Source organism: Longimicrobium sp., from assembly GCA_036389795.1.
Taxonomy (GTDB): Bacteria; Gemmatimonadota; Gemmatimonadetes; order Longimicrobiales; family Longimicrobiaceae; genus Longimicrobium.
On sequence record DASVWD010000140.1, the window covers coordinates 135,587 to 150,590 of the forward strand.

The 15,004-nt window shown below is 71.5% G+C and carries 16 protein-coding genes; 9 read left to right on the forward strand and 7 right to left on the reverse strand.

Going from position 1 to position 15,004, the window contains the following annotated elements; all coding sequences use genetic code 11:
• Nucleotides 1-23: 23 nt before the first annotated feature.
• A complete protein-coding gene (locus VF746_19145) occupies nucleotides 24-1,046 on the reverse strand; it encodes a hypothetical protein (protein ID HEX8694548.1) in 1,023 nt (340 codons plus the stop codon).
• A gap of 364 nt (nucleotides 1,047-1,410) precedes the next feature.
• Between VF746_19145 and VF746_19150 the strand changes: the two genes are divergently transcribed.
• The 3 genes from VF746_19150 (at nucleotide 1,411) to VF746_19160 (ending at nucleotide 3,099) form a co-directional block, all read left to right on the forward strand.
• Nucleotides 1,411-2,160 (forward strand): enoyl-CoA hydratase/isomerase family protein, encoded by a 750-nt coding sequence (locus VF746_19150; protein HEX8694549.1) that lies wholly within the window; start codon nucleotides 1,411-1,413, stop codon nucleotides 2,158-2,160.
• A 208-nt stretch (nucleotides 2,161-2,368) separates the two neighbouring features.
• Nucleotides 2,369-2,746: a type II toxin-antitoxin system RelE/ParE family toxin gene (locus tag VF746_19155; GenBank protein HEX8694550.1), complete on the forward strand. Its 378-nt coding sequence runs from the start codon at nucleotides 2,369-2,371 to the stop codon at nucleotides 2,744-2,746.
• Between the two features lie 14 nt (nucleotides 2,747-2,760).
• The gene (locus VF746_19160; protein HEX8694551.1) at nucleotides 2,761-3,099 is read left to right on the forward strand and encodes a helix-turn-helix transcriptional regulator; all 339 of its coding nucleotides are present in this window, start codon (nucleotides 2,761-2,763) and stop codon (nucleotides 3,097-3,099) included.
• A gap of 82 nt (nucleotides 3,100-3,181) precedes the next feature.
• Here VF746_19160 and VF746_19165 read toward each other — a convergent pair whose 3' ends face one another.
• The 4 genes from VF746_19165 to VF746_19180 form a co-directional block, all read right to left on the reverse strand.
• Nucleotides 3,182-4,420 (reverse strand): hypothetical protein, encoded by a 1,239-nt coding sequence (locus VF746_19165; GenBank protein HEX8694552.1) that lies wholly within the window; start codon nucleotides 4,418-4,420, stop codon nucleotides 3,182-3,184.
• Nucleotides 4,420-5,094, reverse strand: a complete 675-nt coding sequence (locus tag VF746_19170; GenBank protein HEX8694553.1) for a hypothetical protein — start codon at nucleotides 5,092-5,094, stop codon at nucleotides 4,420-4,422. The genes VF746_19165 and VF746_19170 overlap by 1 nt, the downstream gene beginning before the upstream one ends.
• Complete coding sequence (locus VF746_19175) at nucleotides 5,087-5,947, reverse strand: serine hydrolase (protein HEX8694554.1); 861 nt, start codon at nucleotides 5,945-5,947, stop codon at nucleotides 5,087-5,089. The genes VF746_19170 and VF746_19175 overlap by 8 nt, the downstream gene beginning before the upstream one ends.
• Nucleotides 5,948-6,339: 392 nt before the next feature.
• Nucleotides 6,340-6,561, reverse strand: a complete 222-nt coding sequence (locus VF746_19180; GenBank protein ID HEX8694555.1) for a hypothetical protein — start codon at nucleotides 6,559-6,561, stop codon at nucleotides 6,340-6,342.
• Between the two features lie 286 nt (nucleotides 6,562-6,847).
• Here VF746_19180 and VF746_19185 point away from each other — a divergent pair, with 286 nt between their 5' ends.
• The 5 genes from VF746_19185 (at nucleotide 6,848) to VF746_19205 (ending at nucleotide 11,990) form a co-directional block, all read left to right on the forward strand.
• Nucleotides 6,848-8,242: an APC family permease gene (locus VF746_19185; GenBank protein HEX8694556.1), complete on the forward strand. Its 1,395-nt coding sequence runs from the start codon at nucleotides 6,848-6,850 to the stop codon at nucleotides 8,240-8,242.
• A 10-nt stretch (nucleotides 8,243-8,252) separates the two neighbouring features.
• Nucleotides 8,253-8,708 (forward strand): AAA family ATPase, encoded by a 456-nt coding sequence (locus tag VF746_19190; GenBank protein ID HEX8694557.1) that lies wholly within the window; start codon nucleotides 8,253-8,255, stop codon nucleotides 8,706-8,708.
• 180 nt (nucleotides 8,709-8,888) lie between these two features.
• Nucleotides 8,889-9,932, forward strand: a complete 1,044-nt coding sequence (locus tag VF746_19195) for a patatin-like phospholipase family protein (GenBank protein HEX8694558.1) — start codon at nucleotides 8,889-8,891, stop codon at nucleotides 9,930-9,932.
• A gap of 7 nt (nucleotides 9,933-9,939) precedes the next feature.
• Entirely contained in the window at nucleotides 9,940-10,485 is a 546-nt protein-coding gene (locus VF746_19200; protein HEX8694559.1) for a hypothetical protein, read from the forward strand.
• Nucleotides 10,486-10,919: 434 nt separating this feature from the next.
• Complete coding sequence (locus VF746_19205) at nucleotides 10,920-11,990, forward strand: hypothetical protein (GenBank protein HEX8694560.1); 1,071 nt, start codon at nucleotides 10,920-10,922, stop codon at nucleotides 11,988-11,990.
• A 157-nt stretch (nucleotides 11,991-12,147) separates the two neighbouring features.
• Here VF746_19205 and VF746_19210 read toward each other — a convergent pair whose 3' ends face one another.
• Both VF746_19210 and ispG read right to left on the reverse strand, forming a co-directional pair.
• The gene (locus VF746_19210; GenBank protein ID HEX8694561.1) at nucleotides 12,148-13,443 is read right to left on the reverse strand and encodes a phosphatase PAP2 family protein; all 1,296 of its coding nucleotides are present in this window, start codon (nucleotides 13,441-13,443) and stop codon (nucleotides 12,148-12,150) included.
• Nucleotides 13,444-13,795: 352 nt separating this feature from the next.
• Nucleotides 13,796-14,785, reverse strand: coding sequence for a flavodoxin-dependent (E)-4-hydroxy-3-methylbut-2-enyl-diphosphate synthase (gene ispG, locus VF746_19215; protein HEX8694562.1), 990 nt, complete (start codon nucleotides 14,783-14,785; stop codon nucleotides 13,796-13,798).
• On the opposite strand from ispG, the gene VF746_19220 reads away from it, so the two are divergent.
• A partial coding sequence (locus VF746_19220) for a flavodoxin-dependent (E)-4-hydroxy-3-methylbut-2-enyl-diphosphate synthase (GenBank protein ID HEX8694563.1) occupies nucleotides 14,771-15,004 on the forward strand: 234 nt, incomplete at its 3' end. The two genes, ispG and VF746_19220, sit on opposite strands and share 15 nt — an antisense overlap.

The window sequence follows — 15,004 nt, forward strand, 5'->3', positions numbered from 1 at the left end:
TCCGGCAGAACTGCTCCGGTCCGCTACGGCGTGACGATCTGGTCCATGCGGATCACCTCGAAGTCGCGCGCGTGGACGTTGCGCAGCGTCGCCAACTCGTCGTCGCTCCAGCGCGGGTCGGGGGCGCCGCTCACGTACCAGGCGCTGCCGTTGTCGGCCAGCAGCATCCCGTGCTTCTTCATCGCGTTCAGGATCACCTGCACGTTGGGCGGGAAGCCCGCGACGTCGAAGCCGGCCTTCAGCCGCACCCGCATCCCCATCGGCGGGAGGCTGGCGCTGGTGTTGGAGCTGGCCCAGTGGCGCGCGGGGTGGACGTAGGCGCGGCGCGTGGTGGGGCAGGTGAAGCGCAGCGCGTGCCGGATCGCCTTCTGCTCCACCGCCTCGTCGTAGCGCACCAGCCCGGGGAAGATCGGCAGCCCCGCGGCGTCGGCCGAGGTCCACCCGGCGGGGCGCAGCGCGTTGGAGTCGAGGTCGAACACGGCGCCCGAGCCGGCGGTCCAGCTCCGCCCGCCGTCGACGGGTCGGGCGTCGAACAGCTCGTACAGCTTCCAGTCGTCGCGGTCGATCACCAGCACGTGGCGGTCGCCGGTGCCGCTGGGCCCGCCCTCGACCGGCGCGTCGGGGGGAACCGGGTACGGCCCGGGGTCGCTCTCGTCCGCGTAGCCGAAGGTGACCGGCACCCTCGCCTGGCTCCCGGAGACCACCACGTAGGGGATGCCGTTCGGCGCGCCGTTCCACACCGTGCCGAAGTCGGCGTGCAGCCCGCGGTCCAGTCCGCCGCACGCGTTCAGCAGCGTGGTCGAGTTGGGGTCGACCGGGTCGGCCGAGACGTCGCGGTTCCACGGGTTGTCGTCGGGGAAGGGCCGCTTCCCGTTCAGGCTGGCGCCGGGGCCCAGGCCAGGAATCCCCGGCCCACCCCCGTTGTTGCCGCCCCCGCCGTTGTTGCCGCCACCTCCTCCGCCCTCGCCCGGCCCCGCCGGGCCGCCGGAGCACGCAGCCAGCAGCAGCGCCGCGCCGAGCACCGCCGCGATCCGCCCGTTCGTCATCGTCCGTCCGCCGTGAACCTGGTGGTTTCGCCGAGCCGCGTCGACACGCGTGCCCGCTCCGCGTGGGGAGCCGGGCAGTCGGTGCGGGAAGCTCATCTGAAAGATTTCGCCCGACCAGTCAGGCAACCACGGTGCCGCCGCCCATCCCGCGCCTAAGCCATTGATCGACAGTCGCTTGCAGGATGCGCGGCGGTCAAGGCGACCCTCGCGCGCCGCGACTTTCACCGCACTCGTTGCGCGATGCGGCAGTCGTTTCGTCCCATCCCAGTAGCGCGACGCAGGTGGTCGGCGCTATTAAGACCGGGCTTCGCTTCGGTATCCTGCGCGATCGCCTTCGTGTCTCTTCGCCGGTGAAATCGGACCCATGATCGAACGAGAGCTGAGCGACGGCATCCTCACCCTGCGCCTGGCGCACGGGAAGGCGAGCGCGCTGGACGTGGAGCTGCTGGAGGCGTTCGGGCGCGAGCTCGACACCGCGGGCGACGCGCGCGCCGTGGTCCTCACCGGGACGGGTTCGATCTTCTCGGCCGGCGTCGACCTCTTCCGGCTCACCGAGGGAGGCTCGGAGTACGTGCGGCGGTTCCTGCCGCTGCTCGGCACCTTCGTCCGCAAGCTCTTCGCATTGCCGAAGCCGGTGGTGGCGGCGGTCAACGGGCACGCCATCGCGGGCGGCGGCATCATGACGCTGGCGTCCGACTACCGGATCATGGCCGAGGGCGAGGGGAAGATCGGCGTGCCGGAGCTGCTGGTGGGCGTCCCCTTCCCCGCGGCGCCGCTGGAGGTGGTGCGCTTCGCCGTGCGGACGGACCGCGTGCAGTCGCTCGTCTACACAGGGCGCAACCTCACCCCCGCCGAGGCGCTGGAGTGGGGACTCCTCGACGAGGTGGTGGACCCGGCGGCGCTCCAGTCGCGGGCGCGCGAGGTGGCCGGGAAGCTCGCCGCCATCCCCGCCGAGGTGTTCGGGCTCACCAAGCAGTGGCTCCGCGCCGCCGCCCTGGAGCGCATCGACCGCTACGGCTACTCCCACGATGCCCGGGCACTCGCCCTCTGGTCCGCCCCCGAGACCCACGCGCACATCCGCGAGTACCTGGCGAGGGTGGTGCGGAAGAAGTAGTCGAGCCCGACGGCAGCTTGTCTCGGACGAATTGGACAAACTTTACACCCGCAGGTCACATCGATAGATTTGCCCGCGCAGCACCATGGCGCGGCCGGAGTGGGCGCCGCAGCAACGGAGCCCCGCGAGCGTGAGCTCGTCCCGGCCGCGCATTTTTTGTCCTCCTCATCCTTCACGCTCGAAAGAGCATTGTGTTCGTATAGCAAACATGCTATACTCATTAGACGATCCTGAGCCGAAACCGCTGCACTTCGTTGGGTCTAGCAAGAAGGACCTTAAGACCATGCCCGAGCAGGTGCAGGATGTCTTCGGCGCCGCCCTGCTCGACGCGCAGTACGGAGATCACCCTGAAGGTGCACGGCCATTCGGGGAGGGTCTTCCCCGGGAGGTGATGAAGCTGGTGGAAGACTTCGATCGAGACACTTACCGGGCGGCGTATACGGTTTCCTTTCCGGAATGCGTGTACGTGCTCCACGTCTTCAAGAAGAAGTCTTCCCACGGGATCGCCACGCCCAGGCCCGACCGGGAAACGATCCACGCGCGGTTGCAGGCCGCTGAGGAGCATTACCGCAGGACCTACGGATGACCGGGAGAAAGGCGATGAGCGACGACACCACTGTTCACGACAGCAGCGGGAACGTCTTCGCGGACATGGGAATGCGCGACGCCGAGGAGCGGCTCGCCAAGGCGGAGCTGGCGCGCATCGTTCGTAAGGCGGTTCAGGAGCGGGGGCTGACGCAGGCTCAGGCCGCGAAGATCCTCGGCGTCAAGCAGCCGGACGTGTCGGACCTGGTGCGCGGGCGGCTCACGCGCTTCAGCATGGAGCGCCTGGAGCGGTTCCTGAACGCGCTCGACCTGGAGGTCCGCATCCAGGTGGGCCCCCGGCCGCGTGGGAAGGAGCGCGCGGGGATTACGGTAGAGGTCGTCCCGTCGTTCTGACGCTCCGCATCCACGGCATGACGAAGGGGGCCCCGGACCTGCTCGGTCCGGCGCCCCCTTCGCATGCCCTCCGACCCGTGCCTCACCCCCCGCGACCGGGGGACTGCTCCCAGTCGCGCAGGTGGTCGATCAGGTAGTCGATGCTGAAGACTTGCTTGCTCCGGTCGTGGTCGCGGCGGAAGATCACCTGGCTCCAGCCGCGCATCCCCGTGGGCGTGTAGCGCTGGCCGTACATGGTGAGCTTCTGGCCGCTGATGGCGCGGATCAGCACCCGCTCGTAGCGGCTGCGGGAGAGCTCGCTCTCGGGGAACAGGTTGTCCCAGGTGCACAGCCGGCCCACGTCCTCGTACTCGGGCGGCCGGTCGTCCAGGTCCAGCAGCGAGGGCGCGCGGCCCCGCATCACCGAGCCGATCAGGCGGAAGGTCCAGGGGTCGGAGATGCGCTTGATCGGGTGCCAGAAGTGCTTCACCGTGAGCCCCGCGATGGCCCGCAGGCTGAGCTTCCGCCCGTCCTGCGTCTCCCACATCGGCTGGTCGACGTCGGCGGTGAAGGGGTTGCACCGGTAGCACTCGAAGCGGGCCAGCCACCCCTTGCGCGAGGTGTGCGGGATCGGGCGGAAGTCGCGGATCACCGGCAGCCCCTTCTCCTCCAGCACGTCCAGCTCGAAGGTGGGCCAGGTCATCACCTCGCGCACGATGCCGGTGATCAGCGTCCCGGTGGCGATCATCAGCGAGGCGCTGGGGGTGAAGTCGGCCGTGACCTCGATGCGGTCGCCGCGCGGGCGCACCCCGATCCCCGTGGAGCGCCGGTTGGCCGCCAGCAGCATCACCGGCACCGGGAGGATGTAGCTGAGGAGCAGCGCCAGCTTCTGCACCGTGCGGCCGTTGCCCTGCTCCTCCTTCGGCAGCTCGAACGAGATGTTGTAGTGCGTGCTGAAGCCGATGAGCCGCACGTCGCGCCCCGTGCGGCGCTCCCACTCGTCGAGTTCGCGGCGCACGTACAGGATCGCCTCCCAGAGCGAGCGGCCGGCGCGAGCGGCGCACCCGCGCTCGATCTCGATCACCGGGGTGGCCACCTCGATCACGCCGGTGTCGAAGTAGACCGCGCCCCCGGTGGGGAGGTGGTAGCTGGTGCCCACGCGGTGCATCAGGTTGCCGCGCACGAAGGCGCGCGGGTCGCCGAAGACGTCCTCGGGGCGCACCAGCTCGCCGTCGACGGCCACCTGGAACTCCGACTCCATCCCGATGGCGGCCAGCTTCAGCCGCTCGCGGCGCCGCGCCTCCTTCGAGGTGCCGCCCTTCTTCTTGCTCGCGTCGCTCATCACGCCCCGGCTTCGGCGGTCTCGGTCACGTCCTTCGGGTCCTCCCGCACCGTCTCAGCCTCCTCCCCTTCCTCCTCCTCCGGCTCCCCCGCGCTGCCGTGCGGCACCACCACCGTCCACCCCAGGTCCAGGTGCAGGTGGTCGTCGGCCTCGCCCGGGCCGTGGCCCCAGGGGCGCACGTAGAGGCCCGGCATCAGCCGCTCGGCCACGCGGGCGTAGCGCGAGATCTGCTTCTCCTCGTCCAGCCAGTCGTCGCCCACCCGGTAGATGTTCGTCGCCGTCCCCCAGCAGTGGGGGCTGGCGTGCGTAGTCAGCCGGTGCGCGGGCGAGCGGTACCCCCCGTTGGCCGCGATGTGCACGTAGGTGTCCACCTCCGTGCGGAAGAGCTCCAGGAACGCCGCCAGCACGCTCACCGCGCAGGGGAGGTAGCGGGGCCAGCCGGTGCGCAGCCGCTCGGCCTCGCGCACGTCCACGTTCAGGAACTCCCACACCTCGAAGTTGGGCGCCAGGGGCGTCTCCAGCGCCACGTCCCAGCTGGGCACCTCGTAGAAGTAGCGCGGCAGCCGCCGGAGCCGCCCGTCGCGCCCGCGCAGCGTCTCGCCGGGGCGCAGCAGCGCGCGCAGCTCGTCGTCCAGCGCCAGCCCGTCCACCACCTTCAGGGGGAACTCAGGCATCCCGGCCGTCCCCCGAGGTCAGGTGCTCGTAGACCGCCCGCGAGATCCGCGCGATGGTGTCGCTGCGCCCCGAGGTCACCGAGGGCTCCCACTCGGTGAGCACCACCACCGCGTAGGGCCAGCGCTCGGGGAGGTAGACGATGGCCGCGTCGTGCGCCACCGTGCTGATCTCCCCCGTCTTGTTGGCCACCCGCGCGCTCTCGGGCACACCCGCGGGGATCCCGCTCCTGAACTCCTGGTCGTGCAGGATCTCCAGCATCCGCGCCGAGAGCTCCACGTTGAAGGCCGTCCCCTCCTCGATCGGGCGCAGCACGCTCACCAGCCCGCTGGCCGTCACCCGGTTGTTGATCCCCTTCTCCCAGGCGGCCTCGTCCTCCACCCCGCGCCGGAACTCCACCCCCTCCACGCCCAGCTCCTTCAGCGCGCGCCCGATCTCCTCGACCCCCACCAGGTCCACCAGCAGGTTCGTCGCCAGGTTGCTGCTGGTGACGATCATCTGGTAGGCCAGCTCGCCGATCTTCATCGTCTTCCCGAGGTGCTGGTGCACCACCGAGTTGGCGTCGCGCCCGCTCTCCACCCGGAACGGAAGGCCGCCGGCCACGCTCAGGAAGCGGTTGCGCACGTGCACCCGCGACTCCAGCGAGAGCCCGCCCTGGTACACGGCGCCGAAGACGCCCAGCAGGATCGGCACCTTGATGGTGCTGGCCGCGTGGAACCACTCGCCGCCGCGGTAGTCCCACGACCGGCGGGTCTGGTAGTCGTACCAGGCGACCGCCACGCGCTTCGCCCCCGCCTCCTCGCCGATGCGCTCGACCCGCTTCCCGAGCCCGCTCCTGGCTGCCGTCGTCGTCACGTCCGCGTGGGTGGGTGGTTCCGGACGAATACCCCCGGCGCCCGATCCGGCGGGCCCCGGGGGGAACATCCTTCTTTGCAGGACCGGGGCCAGCGCGACGCTTCCGCCCGCCGCGCCGCCTCATCCTGCTTCAGGCGCCGCGACGGTCTCGCGGAAACGGCGGGTCCCGTCACCCGCTCCGTTCACTTTCGCACTTCGCACTCAGCACTTCGCACTGCGGTTCCGGGCATGTCCCGCCGCTGCGCTCCGGGCCGGGCTGCGCGCGCCGTAGGGCACGATACCACCGTGCCCAACGGCGCCGGGCCCCGCGTCGGCCGAAACCACCCGGCCGCCACGGTCCCGGCCCTAGCGGGCGCGCATCCCTCATGCAGCCGCCCGGCCGGCCTGCCCCGTCAGCTCGCGGGCACGAAAAGGAAGGCGGGCGCCTGGGCCACCGCGCCCGTCGCGGCGGGGGCCACCGTCACCGTGTCGGGCGGCGGGCCCACCTCGTCGCGCTCCTCCTCGTCGCGGTCCAGCAGCGAGTACAGCAGGTACGCCAGCGCCAGGAGCGCCAGCAGCCCCAGCACCAGCGGAAGCACGTTGCGCCTCTTCCGCTCGACGTTGATGTCGGCCACCACTTCCTCCCTTCGTTCGGTAGATTCGATGCGGACGCCGGGCGACTCGCACCAGCCATGCCAGACGCTCCGGAAGGCGATCGGCGTGCCGTCCGAGCTCGCGCCCTCTGGCCCATCCAACCGAACACCCCGGCAGTTGTTTTTGTGAATCCGTTCCCGTGCACCGGATCTCGCCGACGTGCAGCGCGGCTTGCGCCCCGGCGCCCCGCGCACGATGCTTCGTTGCGACCGCCCGGCATCGTCCCGCTCCGTGGCCGCTTCCGCCGATCCGTCCTCCCCGGTTCCTATGACCGAGCCCCAGCCCGCCGCTTCCGCCGCCGAGTCCCGCCTGGTCCGCGCCGTGGGCGTGTGGGCGCTGGCCGCCAGCATCGTGAACATCACCGTGGGCGGCGGGATCTTCCGCCTCCCTGCGGGGGCCGCCGCGGGGCTGGGGCGGGCGGCGCCGCTCTCCTACCTGGCCTGCGCGCTGGTGATGGGGCTCATCGTGCTCTGCTTCGCCGAGGCGGGGAGCCGGGTGGCGCTCACCGGCGGGCCCTACGCCTACGTGGAGGTGGCGTTCGGGGGGTTCCTGGGCTTCCTGGCGGGGGTGCTGCTCTGGGTGGTGGGCACCTTCGCGCTGGCGGCGGTCGCCACCATCTTCGCCGACGCGGTGGGGGGCCTGGTCCCCGCGCTCTCCGGCCGCGCGGGGCGGGGAGCGGTGCTGGCGCTCACCCTGGCGCTCCTGTCGGGGGTCAACGTCCTGGGGGTGCGGCAGGGGACCTCGCTGAACGTGGTGGCGACCGTGGCGAAGCTCCTCCCCCTCCTCCTGCTGCTCGTGGCGGGGCTCTTCGCCGCCCACGCGGCGAACCTGGCGTGGGGCGCGGCGCCATCCGCCGGGGCCGTCTCGCGCACCTCGGTGCTCCTGATCTTCGCCTTCGCGGGGATCGAGACCGCGCTGGTGCCGAGCGGCGAGGTGAAGGACGTGGCCCGCACCGTCCCCCGCGCGGTGTTCCTGGCCATGGCGGGCGTCACGCTCCTCTACGTCGGCCTGCACCTGGTCGCCCAGGGCGTGCTGGGCGACGCGCTCGCGGCCTCGCAGACGCCGCTGGCCGACGCGGCCGCCGTGGCGCTGGGGCCGTGGGGGCGCACGCTGATCCTGGTGGGCGCCGCCGTGTCGATGTTCGGCTACGTGAGCGGGATGACGCTGGCGGTGCCCCGCGCGCTCTTCGCGCTGGGGCGTGACGGGTTCCTGCCGCGCGCGCTGGCCTCGGTGCACCCGCGCCGGCGCACGCCGCACGTGGCGATCGCCGTGCAGGCGGTGGTGGTGTGGCTGCTGGCCGTCACCAGCGGCTTCGAGCGGCTGGCGATCCTGGCCAACCTCTCCACCCTCCTCCTCTACGCCGGGTGCTGCCTGGCCGCCTGGGAGCTCCGCCGCCGCGACGTGCGGGCCGGCGGCGTCCCCTTCCGCGTCCCCGGCGCGGCCGTGGTCCCCTGGCTGGCGCTCGCGGCCATCGCCTGGCTGCTCACCTCGATCCGGCGCGACGAGTGGCTGGTGATGGCCGCCGTCCTGGCGGGGGCGGCGGTGCTCTACGCCGTCGCGCGCGGGGTGCGGGGCGGAGACACCGGCCGCGCAGCGCCGCCCTCTCCTTCGCCCCGGGACGAGGACCGGCCCGGGCGCGGCGAGACGCCGCGGCCGGGGTGAGGACGCGCGGATGGAGGCGGTGATCTTTGTAGGGATCCAGGCGTCGGGGAAGTCGACCTTCTACCGCGAGCGCTTCTTCGACACGCACGTCCGCGTCAGCCGCGACCTGCTGAAGACGAAGAGCCGCGAGCAGGTGCTGCTGGAGGCCTGCCTGCGCACGAAGCAGCCGTTCGTGGTCGACAACACCAACGTCACGGCCGCCGAGCGGGCGAGGTACATCCAGGCGGCGCGCGCGGCGGGGTTCCGCGTGGTCGGCTACTTCTTCCGGGCGACGACGCGCGAGGCCATCGCGCGCAACCGGCTGCGCGCGGGGCGCGCCGTGATCCCCGTCCCCGGCATCCTGGGCACCTACAAGAAGCTGGAGGAGCCGCGCCGCGAGGAGGGCTTCGACGAGCTGTACGCCGTCACCCTCACCCCCGCCAACGCCTGGATCGTGGAGGAGCTGCGCCCCGAGGGAGCGGACTGAGGTGCCGCCGACGGGAGCGGCCGGGCTCGCGGCGCTCCCCCGGGCTTGCTTCGCATCCTGGCCGCGTGCGCGGAACCGTTGTGCTTCCCGCGTCCCGACACGGAATTGAGGGAGCCGGTACCATCTCTAATTAGAATGCGAAGCACCGTTCGATGGACCTCGAGCCGAGAGGAGGCGGCCATGACGAAGCGGGCACTGGTGATCAGCGGCGGCGGGTCGCGCGGATCGTTCGCGGTGGGGGCGCTGGGGCACCTGATGGAGAAGGCCGGGCTTGACTTCCACCTGTTCGTGGGGACCAGCACCGGCGCGCTGATCGTGCCCCCGCTCGCCGCGCGGGGGAAGGCGGGGCTCGCCCAGCTCCGGGAGGAGTACACCACCGTGCACACACGCGACATCGTGCGCGAGCGGCTCTCGAACCCGCTGAAGCTGTCGCTGATCTCGTGGTACTACACCGACCCGCTGGCCGAGCGCATCCGCAACGGCGTCGGCGAGGGCGACTTCAGGACGATCGACGGGTCCGCCCGCCCGGTGTTCCTCACCACCGTCAACCTGCAGACGGGGAGGCTGGTGTACTTCCAGGCCGGCCAGGCGCAGCCGCCCGTGACCATCGACGACGGCGACGTGGTGCGGGTGACCTCGCTGCAGCAGCTCCACCGCGCCATGCTCGCCTCGTCCAGCATCCCCGTGCTGATGCCGCCGGTGCGCGTCCCCGGACCGCAGCCGGACGACCCGTTCGTGGATGGCGGGGTGCGCGAGTACGCGCCGATCAAGATCGCCATCGAGGCGGGCGCCGACGAGATCATCTGCATCGTGCTGGCCCCGCCACCCAAGCAGGCCCCGCCCAGGCCGATGAAGCTCGACACCGTGATTCCGATCCTCAAGCGCACGGTGGACCTGCTGTCGAACGAAGTGGGCGAGAACGACATCCGGCTGTCGAAGCTCTTCACCGACATCCTCCTCTACCGCGCCGAAGTGGGGGCCCGCATCAAGGAGAAGTGCGGCCTGTCGGACGCGGAGGTGGCGGCGCTCTTGGACGTGCCCCGCTTTCGGCGCGTGTTCCGCAATGCCGAGGGCGAGGAGCGCCGCGCCGTCAGGCTGTGCGTGATCCGTCCCGAGGCGCCGCTGCAGGGCGACACGCTGCGCTTCGATCCCAAGGAGATGACGGCCAACCTGGCCTACGGGGAGAAGTGCGCGGCCGCGCAGTACCCGCAATGCTTCGAATGAGGGGAAGGTGAGCGCGCCCTCCCGCGGCCGGGGCGCCGCTTCCGGCCAACCGCGCGAGGAGTTGCTGGTCTGGGCGGGCCTCCTCCTCGCGCTGGCCGTCTTCGTGGGGCTGGGGATCGTCGGGCGGGCGTGGCACCCCCTGGCCGGGAAGCCGCTGGAGCCGCCCTGGTACGGGTCGGCCGACGCGCTGTTCGCCGCGGTGGACGCGCTCGGGCCCGGGGGACGGGGCCAGCACCGCGTCGGCGTGCTGGTGCTCGACACCGTCATCCCGCTCGCCTACGGCTGGGCGCTCTACCGCGCGGCCCGCTTCTACCTGCGCCGCCTGGGCGCGCCGCCCTCCCTCCACCTCCTGCGCTGGGTGCCGGTCGCGGCGATGCTCTGCGACTTCGCCGAGAACGCGTGCATCGTCACCCTGCTGAACGCCCATCCTGGTCGCCCGCTGGCCGCCGCGTCCGCGCTGCTCGCCTTCTCCTGGACCAAGTGGCTCCTGCTCGCCTCGTCGGTCGTCGGGATCGCGTACGGGTGGCTCCTGCTGCGGGTGCGCGGGCGCTGAAGCCGGATCCGAAAGAACAACGAACAGGCCTCACGCAGAGTCAGCAGAGTTAGCAGAGAAACCCCTCCGCTAATACCAAATCCGGAAGATCAGTTGGTATTCGCCGTCATTCTGAGGCCCGGCCACACCGAACCAGCATCCGCACGGATCGTCGCAGGGCCGAAGAATCTTCTCACCCCGGCAGGTGGGTTGGGCGCGGTAGCGGCACGAATGCCCGCTCGCTTCACCAACCGTTGTTCTTCCGGATCTGGTATAACCCCTCCGCTGACTCTGCTGGCTCTGCGTGAGAAAGGCTGTTGCCGGCACGGCCGAAGAGACGCCGGAGGGCTGGCGCCGGGCAACCCACCTCCCGATGTTTGGCGTCATAGGTACCGCGGGACAGGCGTCGCGGATGGGGTCCCGCCGCCGATGGAGCCCGATCACGGAGTGAACCCATGCGCCCAGCCATCCTTGCCGCGCTGCTGCCGCTCCTGGCCGCGCCCGCGCTCGCGCAGGAGCCGCTGACGGCGGTCGCGGACAGCCTCGAGGGACCCGTGCGCGCGGTGCGCGTCCTGCGCCCTCTCGACTCCGGGGTGCAGGAGCTGGCGCCGGCCTACGCGGTCTGGTACGACCGGGCGGGCCGGAGGACGGAGATGGTGCACTACGAAAAGGGTGAGCCCCGGGAGCGGCAGGTCTACACCTACGACGCGCGCGGCCGCCACACGGGCCACGAGGAGTACTGGTCCCCCAGCGGGCCCCTCCCGCCCGAGCCGCGCAGGCACCTCTACGTGCTCGACGAAGAGGGCCGCCGCACCGAGTACCGGGTGCTGGGCCGCGACGGCAGCCTCCAGGACCGGTTCGCCTTCGCCTACGACCGGGCGGGCCGCCTGCGCGAGGAGCTCTTCTTCACCCATCGCGGGGAGCTCTCCAGCCGCTCCGTCTACGACTACGACGCGCGCGGCAACCGGGTGCTGTGGGAGAGCTACGATCGGAATGGCGTGCGCGCCGGGCGCAGGGAGACCCGCTACGACGCCGCCGGACGGAAGGTCGAGGAGGTGGTCTACCAAGGCGGCGCGGCGCCCCGTTGGCGGATCGAGTACCGTTACGACGGCGAGGGCCGCCTGGCCGAGCGCGAGACGCACGACCTCGCCCCGAACCCGTCGGGCCCCGCGGCGAGCCACGACCCGGAGCCGGGGAAGGTGGTCTACACCTACCGCGACGGCGGGCGAACGGTGGAGACCGCCACGTACGCGCCCGACGGCACGCTCACCGGGCGGGTGGTGCAGCGCCGGGACGGCCGGGGCAGCTCCGAGCGCGTCGAGTACCGGCCCGACGGCACCCTGGTGCCCGTGCGCCACTACGACGCGGCGCGCCGCCGCGTGGTCGAGGTGCCCGGAAAGCTGGTGGGGCGCACGGAGTACGACGCACGCGGCAACTGGACGCGCCAGACCTCCACGCTCGTCCCCGCCGACGGCGGCGCGCCCATCCCCCTGTGGGTCCAGGTGCGCGAGATCACCTACTGGTGAGCCATGCGCCGCCGGCGCGAGCGAGGCCCCGACGTCCGCCGTCCGGGGCCTCGCTTCCGTCGACCCACCGCCGGGTCTGGCGCGGCCGGCCGGGAGCAGGTCTCCCGGCCGGCCGTTTCCGTCACGTCCGGAGGATCGCGACGGCTGGAATCGCGCGTCAGCCCACGTACGAGCGGCCCTGCGTGTCGGAGTCCACCTCCGCGTCGACGTAGATCCGGCACGGGTTGAACACCCGGCAGCGCGAGCCGGGGATCCGGCCGCCCTCGTTCCGGCCGCAGCGCTCCTCGAACGCCCGGGCCTCCTCTTCCAGCGCCTCCAGCTTCGGCGGCACGTCGTTGCAACGCGCCGGGGGCGGCACCAGCGGAATGCCGCTGCGCCGGAGCTGGTCGATCACCAGGCACGCCACCGTGCGACCCAGCTGGTTCCCCGCCGTGTGGTCGGACCTCCAGTGCACCCCCGCCCAGAGCCGGGCCAGCCCGATGTTGTCGGCCAGGCGGTCGAACTCCGCGCGGTAGTCGGGGAAGAAGAAGCTGAGCAGCTCGCTGGCCGCCCCCGAGTAGGTGCTGTGCCCCGAGGGATAGGCCGGGTGGCGCGGCGTCCCCGGCGAGGTGTTGATGAACCCCGGCACCGGCGGGAAGAAGTCGGGCCGCCGCCCGTTGCGCTCCACCACCGGGGCGCCGGTGGCCCAGCTCACCAGGTCGTCCACGCTGTCGGTGCCCAGGCCGTTCACCGGGCGGTCGTACAGGACGTTCAGCGTGCAGTCGTTGGCCACCGCGAACTCCCAGGGGCGCTCGCGCCCCGAGGTGTTGGGCCGGGGGCTCAGCCACTTGTAGTACCACGCAGCCAGCAGCGCGCTGTAGATGGCCACGTCCAGCGCCGCCCACACCAGCGCCTGCCGCGGCGGCGACCAGTTGGTCTCGCGGATCAGGTAGTTCAGCGCCAGCCGGTGCGCCAGCCCGGGCGTCTCGTTCTCGAAGTACCGGGCCAGCTCCGCCCCGTTGAAGATCACCGGGAAGTTGTCGCCCCGGGCGAAGCCGAAGGTGGCGCCGATCGGCTGCGGGCGCAGCTGCAGGAAGGTGCTCAGCGGGCAACGCTGCCGCCCGGGGAGCGTGCTGGCGATGCGGGTGGGGTCGAAGCGCAGGCGCTCCAGCTCCACCAGCTCCGCGAACTCGCGCTGCACCACCGCCGGGTCGCTCGGGTATGGCGGGAAGAAGTGCGGGCTCCCGGGATCCTCGGTGACCGACGTCAGCTCCTTGAGCGACACCGGGCACGGCACCGGGCAGCGGTTCCAGTAGCTCGCCCCGGGCTCCACCTGCGGGCCCGAGAGCCGGTACTCACCGATCTTCGGTTCGTAGCCACCGCACGGCCGGCACGCCTCTTCGACACACTCCGGGCAGAGCGTGGCGCGCGAGAGATCGGCGTCGTCGGTTGCGGTCGGGATGTTGACGGACATGTGCCACCTCCTGGGAACGAGGGGAGGGGACCTGCGGGAACGTCTGCGCTGGGACGATGATGCGGAAAACGAAAGTGGTCCTGCCGCCCCCGCCGCCTACGGCCTCTCGAGCGAGCGCTCTGGCGGAACGCACGGGCCGGGGATGGGAATCGTGTCATTCATAGGCACCTCCGCTGTTGGGACCTGACGCATGAACCTCCCGGACGTTTGCAAGGTAGTGTCTACTTCGAGCACATGAAAGGACTCGAAAAGATCGTTACAACAGTTGCCGTCGCGCGGGAAGTCCGCCGCATGCGCGAACGGGGCGGAGGATCTCCTCCGCCCCGCCGCTTCTCCGCGCCCGTCGTGGCGCCTACACCCCCGCGGGCTCCGCCGCCCGCACCCGAGCCGGGTAGTGCGTCTCGACGTAGTCGTCCAGGATGCGCTTGAACTCCTCGGCGATGTGGTCGCCGCGGAGCGTGGTGAAGTGCTCGCCGTCCACGTACACCGGCGCCTTGGGCTCCTCGAAGGTCCCCGGCAGGCTGATCCCCAGGTTGGCGTGCTTGGATTCGCCGGGGCCGTTCACCACGCACCCCATCACCGCCACCTTCATCTCCTCCACGCCGGGGTGGCTCTCGCGCCACACGGGCATCTGCTCGCGCAGGTACCCCTGGATCTCCTCGGCCAGCTTCTGGAAGTACGTCGACGTGGTGCGCCCGCACCCTGGGCAGCTGGTCACCTGCGGCGTGAACGAGCGGATCTCCAGGCTCTGGAGGATCTGCTGCGCCACGTGCACCTCCTCGGTGCGGTCGCCGCCGGGCTTCGGGGTGAGGGAGACGCGGATGGTGTCGCCGATCCCCTCCTGCAGCAGGATGGAGAGCCCCGCCGTGGAGGCCACGATCCCCTTCATCCCCATCCCCGCCTCGGTGAGCCCCAGGTGCAGCGGGTAGTCGCAGAGCGGGGCCAGCATGCGGTAGACGCGCACCAGGTCCTGCACCCCGCTCACCTTGGCCGAGAGGACGATGCGGTCGTGCGGCAGCCCCAGCCGCTCGGCCAGCGCCGCCGAGCGGAGCGCGCTCTCCACCATCGCCTCCATCATCACCGTCTTGGCGTCCTTCGGCGCCGGGAGGCGGGCGTTCGCGTCCATCATCTCCGTGAGCAGCGCCTGGTCCAGCGAGCCCCAGTTGACGCCGATGCGCACCGGCTTGCCGAACTCCAGCGCCCGGTCGACGATGGCCGCGAAGTTCTCGTCGTGCCGCTTGGCGCCCACGTTGCCGGGGTTGATGCGGTACTTGGCCAGGGCGCGGGCGCAGTCCGGGTATTTGTGCAGGAGGAGGTGCCCGTTGTAGTGGAAGTCGCCCACGATCGGCACCTCCACGCCGCGCGCGCGCTGGCCAAGTACCGCATCAACCCGGGCAACGTGGGGGGCAAGCGGCGCGACGAGAACTTCCGCACCATCGTCCGCATCGCCGCCGAGCACGGCAAGCCGGTGCGCATCGGCGTCAACTGGGGCTCGCTCGACCAGGACCTGCTCACGCAGATGATGGACGAGAACGCCCGCGCGGCGCACGGCGAGCGGCGA

What these genes read in the sequence shown, in the direction of transcription:
- VF746_19150 (HEX8694549.1), top strand. Translation starts at nt 1,411, where the DNA reads ATGATCGAACGAGAGCTGAGCGACGGCATCCTCACCCTGCGCCTGGCG.
- VF746_19170 (HEX8694553.1), bottom strand. Translation starts at nt 5,094, where the DNA reads ATGCCTGAGTTCCCCCTGAAGGTGGTGGACGGGCTGGCGCTGGACGAC.
- VF746_19190 (HEX8694557.1), top strand. Translation starts at nt 8,253, where the DNA reads ATGGAGGCGGTGATCTTTGTAGGGATCCAGGCGTCGGGGAAGTCGACC.
- VF746_19145 (HEX8694548.1), bottom strand. Translation starts at nt 1,046, where the DNA reads ATGACGAACGGGCGGATCGCGGCGGTGCTCGGCGCGGCGCTGCTGCTG.
- VF746_19165 (HEX8694552.1), bottom strand. Translation starts at nt 4,420, where the DNA reads ATGAGCGACGCGAGCAAGAAGAAGGGCGGCACCTCGAAGGAGGCGCGG.
- VF746_19155 (HEX8694550.1), top strand. Translation starts at nt 2,369, where the DNA reads ATGCTATACTCATTAGACGATCCTGAGCCGAAACCGCTGCACTTCGTT.
- VF746_19205 (HEX8694560.1), top strand. Translation starts at nt 10,920, where the DNA reads ATGCGCCCAGCCATCCTTGCCGCGCTGCTGCCGCTCCTGGCCGCGCCC.
- VF746_19185 (HEX8694556.1), top strand. Translation starts at nt 6,848, where the DNA reads ATGACCGAGCCCCAGCCCGCCGCTTCCGCCGCCGAGTCCCGCCTGGTC.
- VF746_19210 (HEX8694561.1), bottom strand. Translation starts at nt 13,443, where the DNA reads ATGTCCGTCAACATCCCGACCGCAACCGACGACGCCGATCTCTCGCGC.
- VF746_19160 (HEX8694551.1), top strand. Translation starts at nt 2,761, where the DNA reads ATGAGCGACGACACCACTGTTCACGACAGCAGCGGGAACGTCTTCGCG.
- VF746_19195 (HEX8694558.1), top strand. Translation starts at nt 8,889, where the DNA reads ATGACGAAGCGGGCACTGGTGATCAGCGGCGGCGGGTCGCGCGGATCG.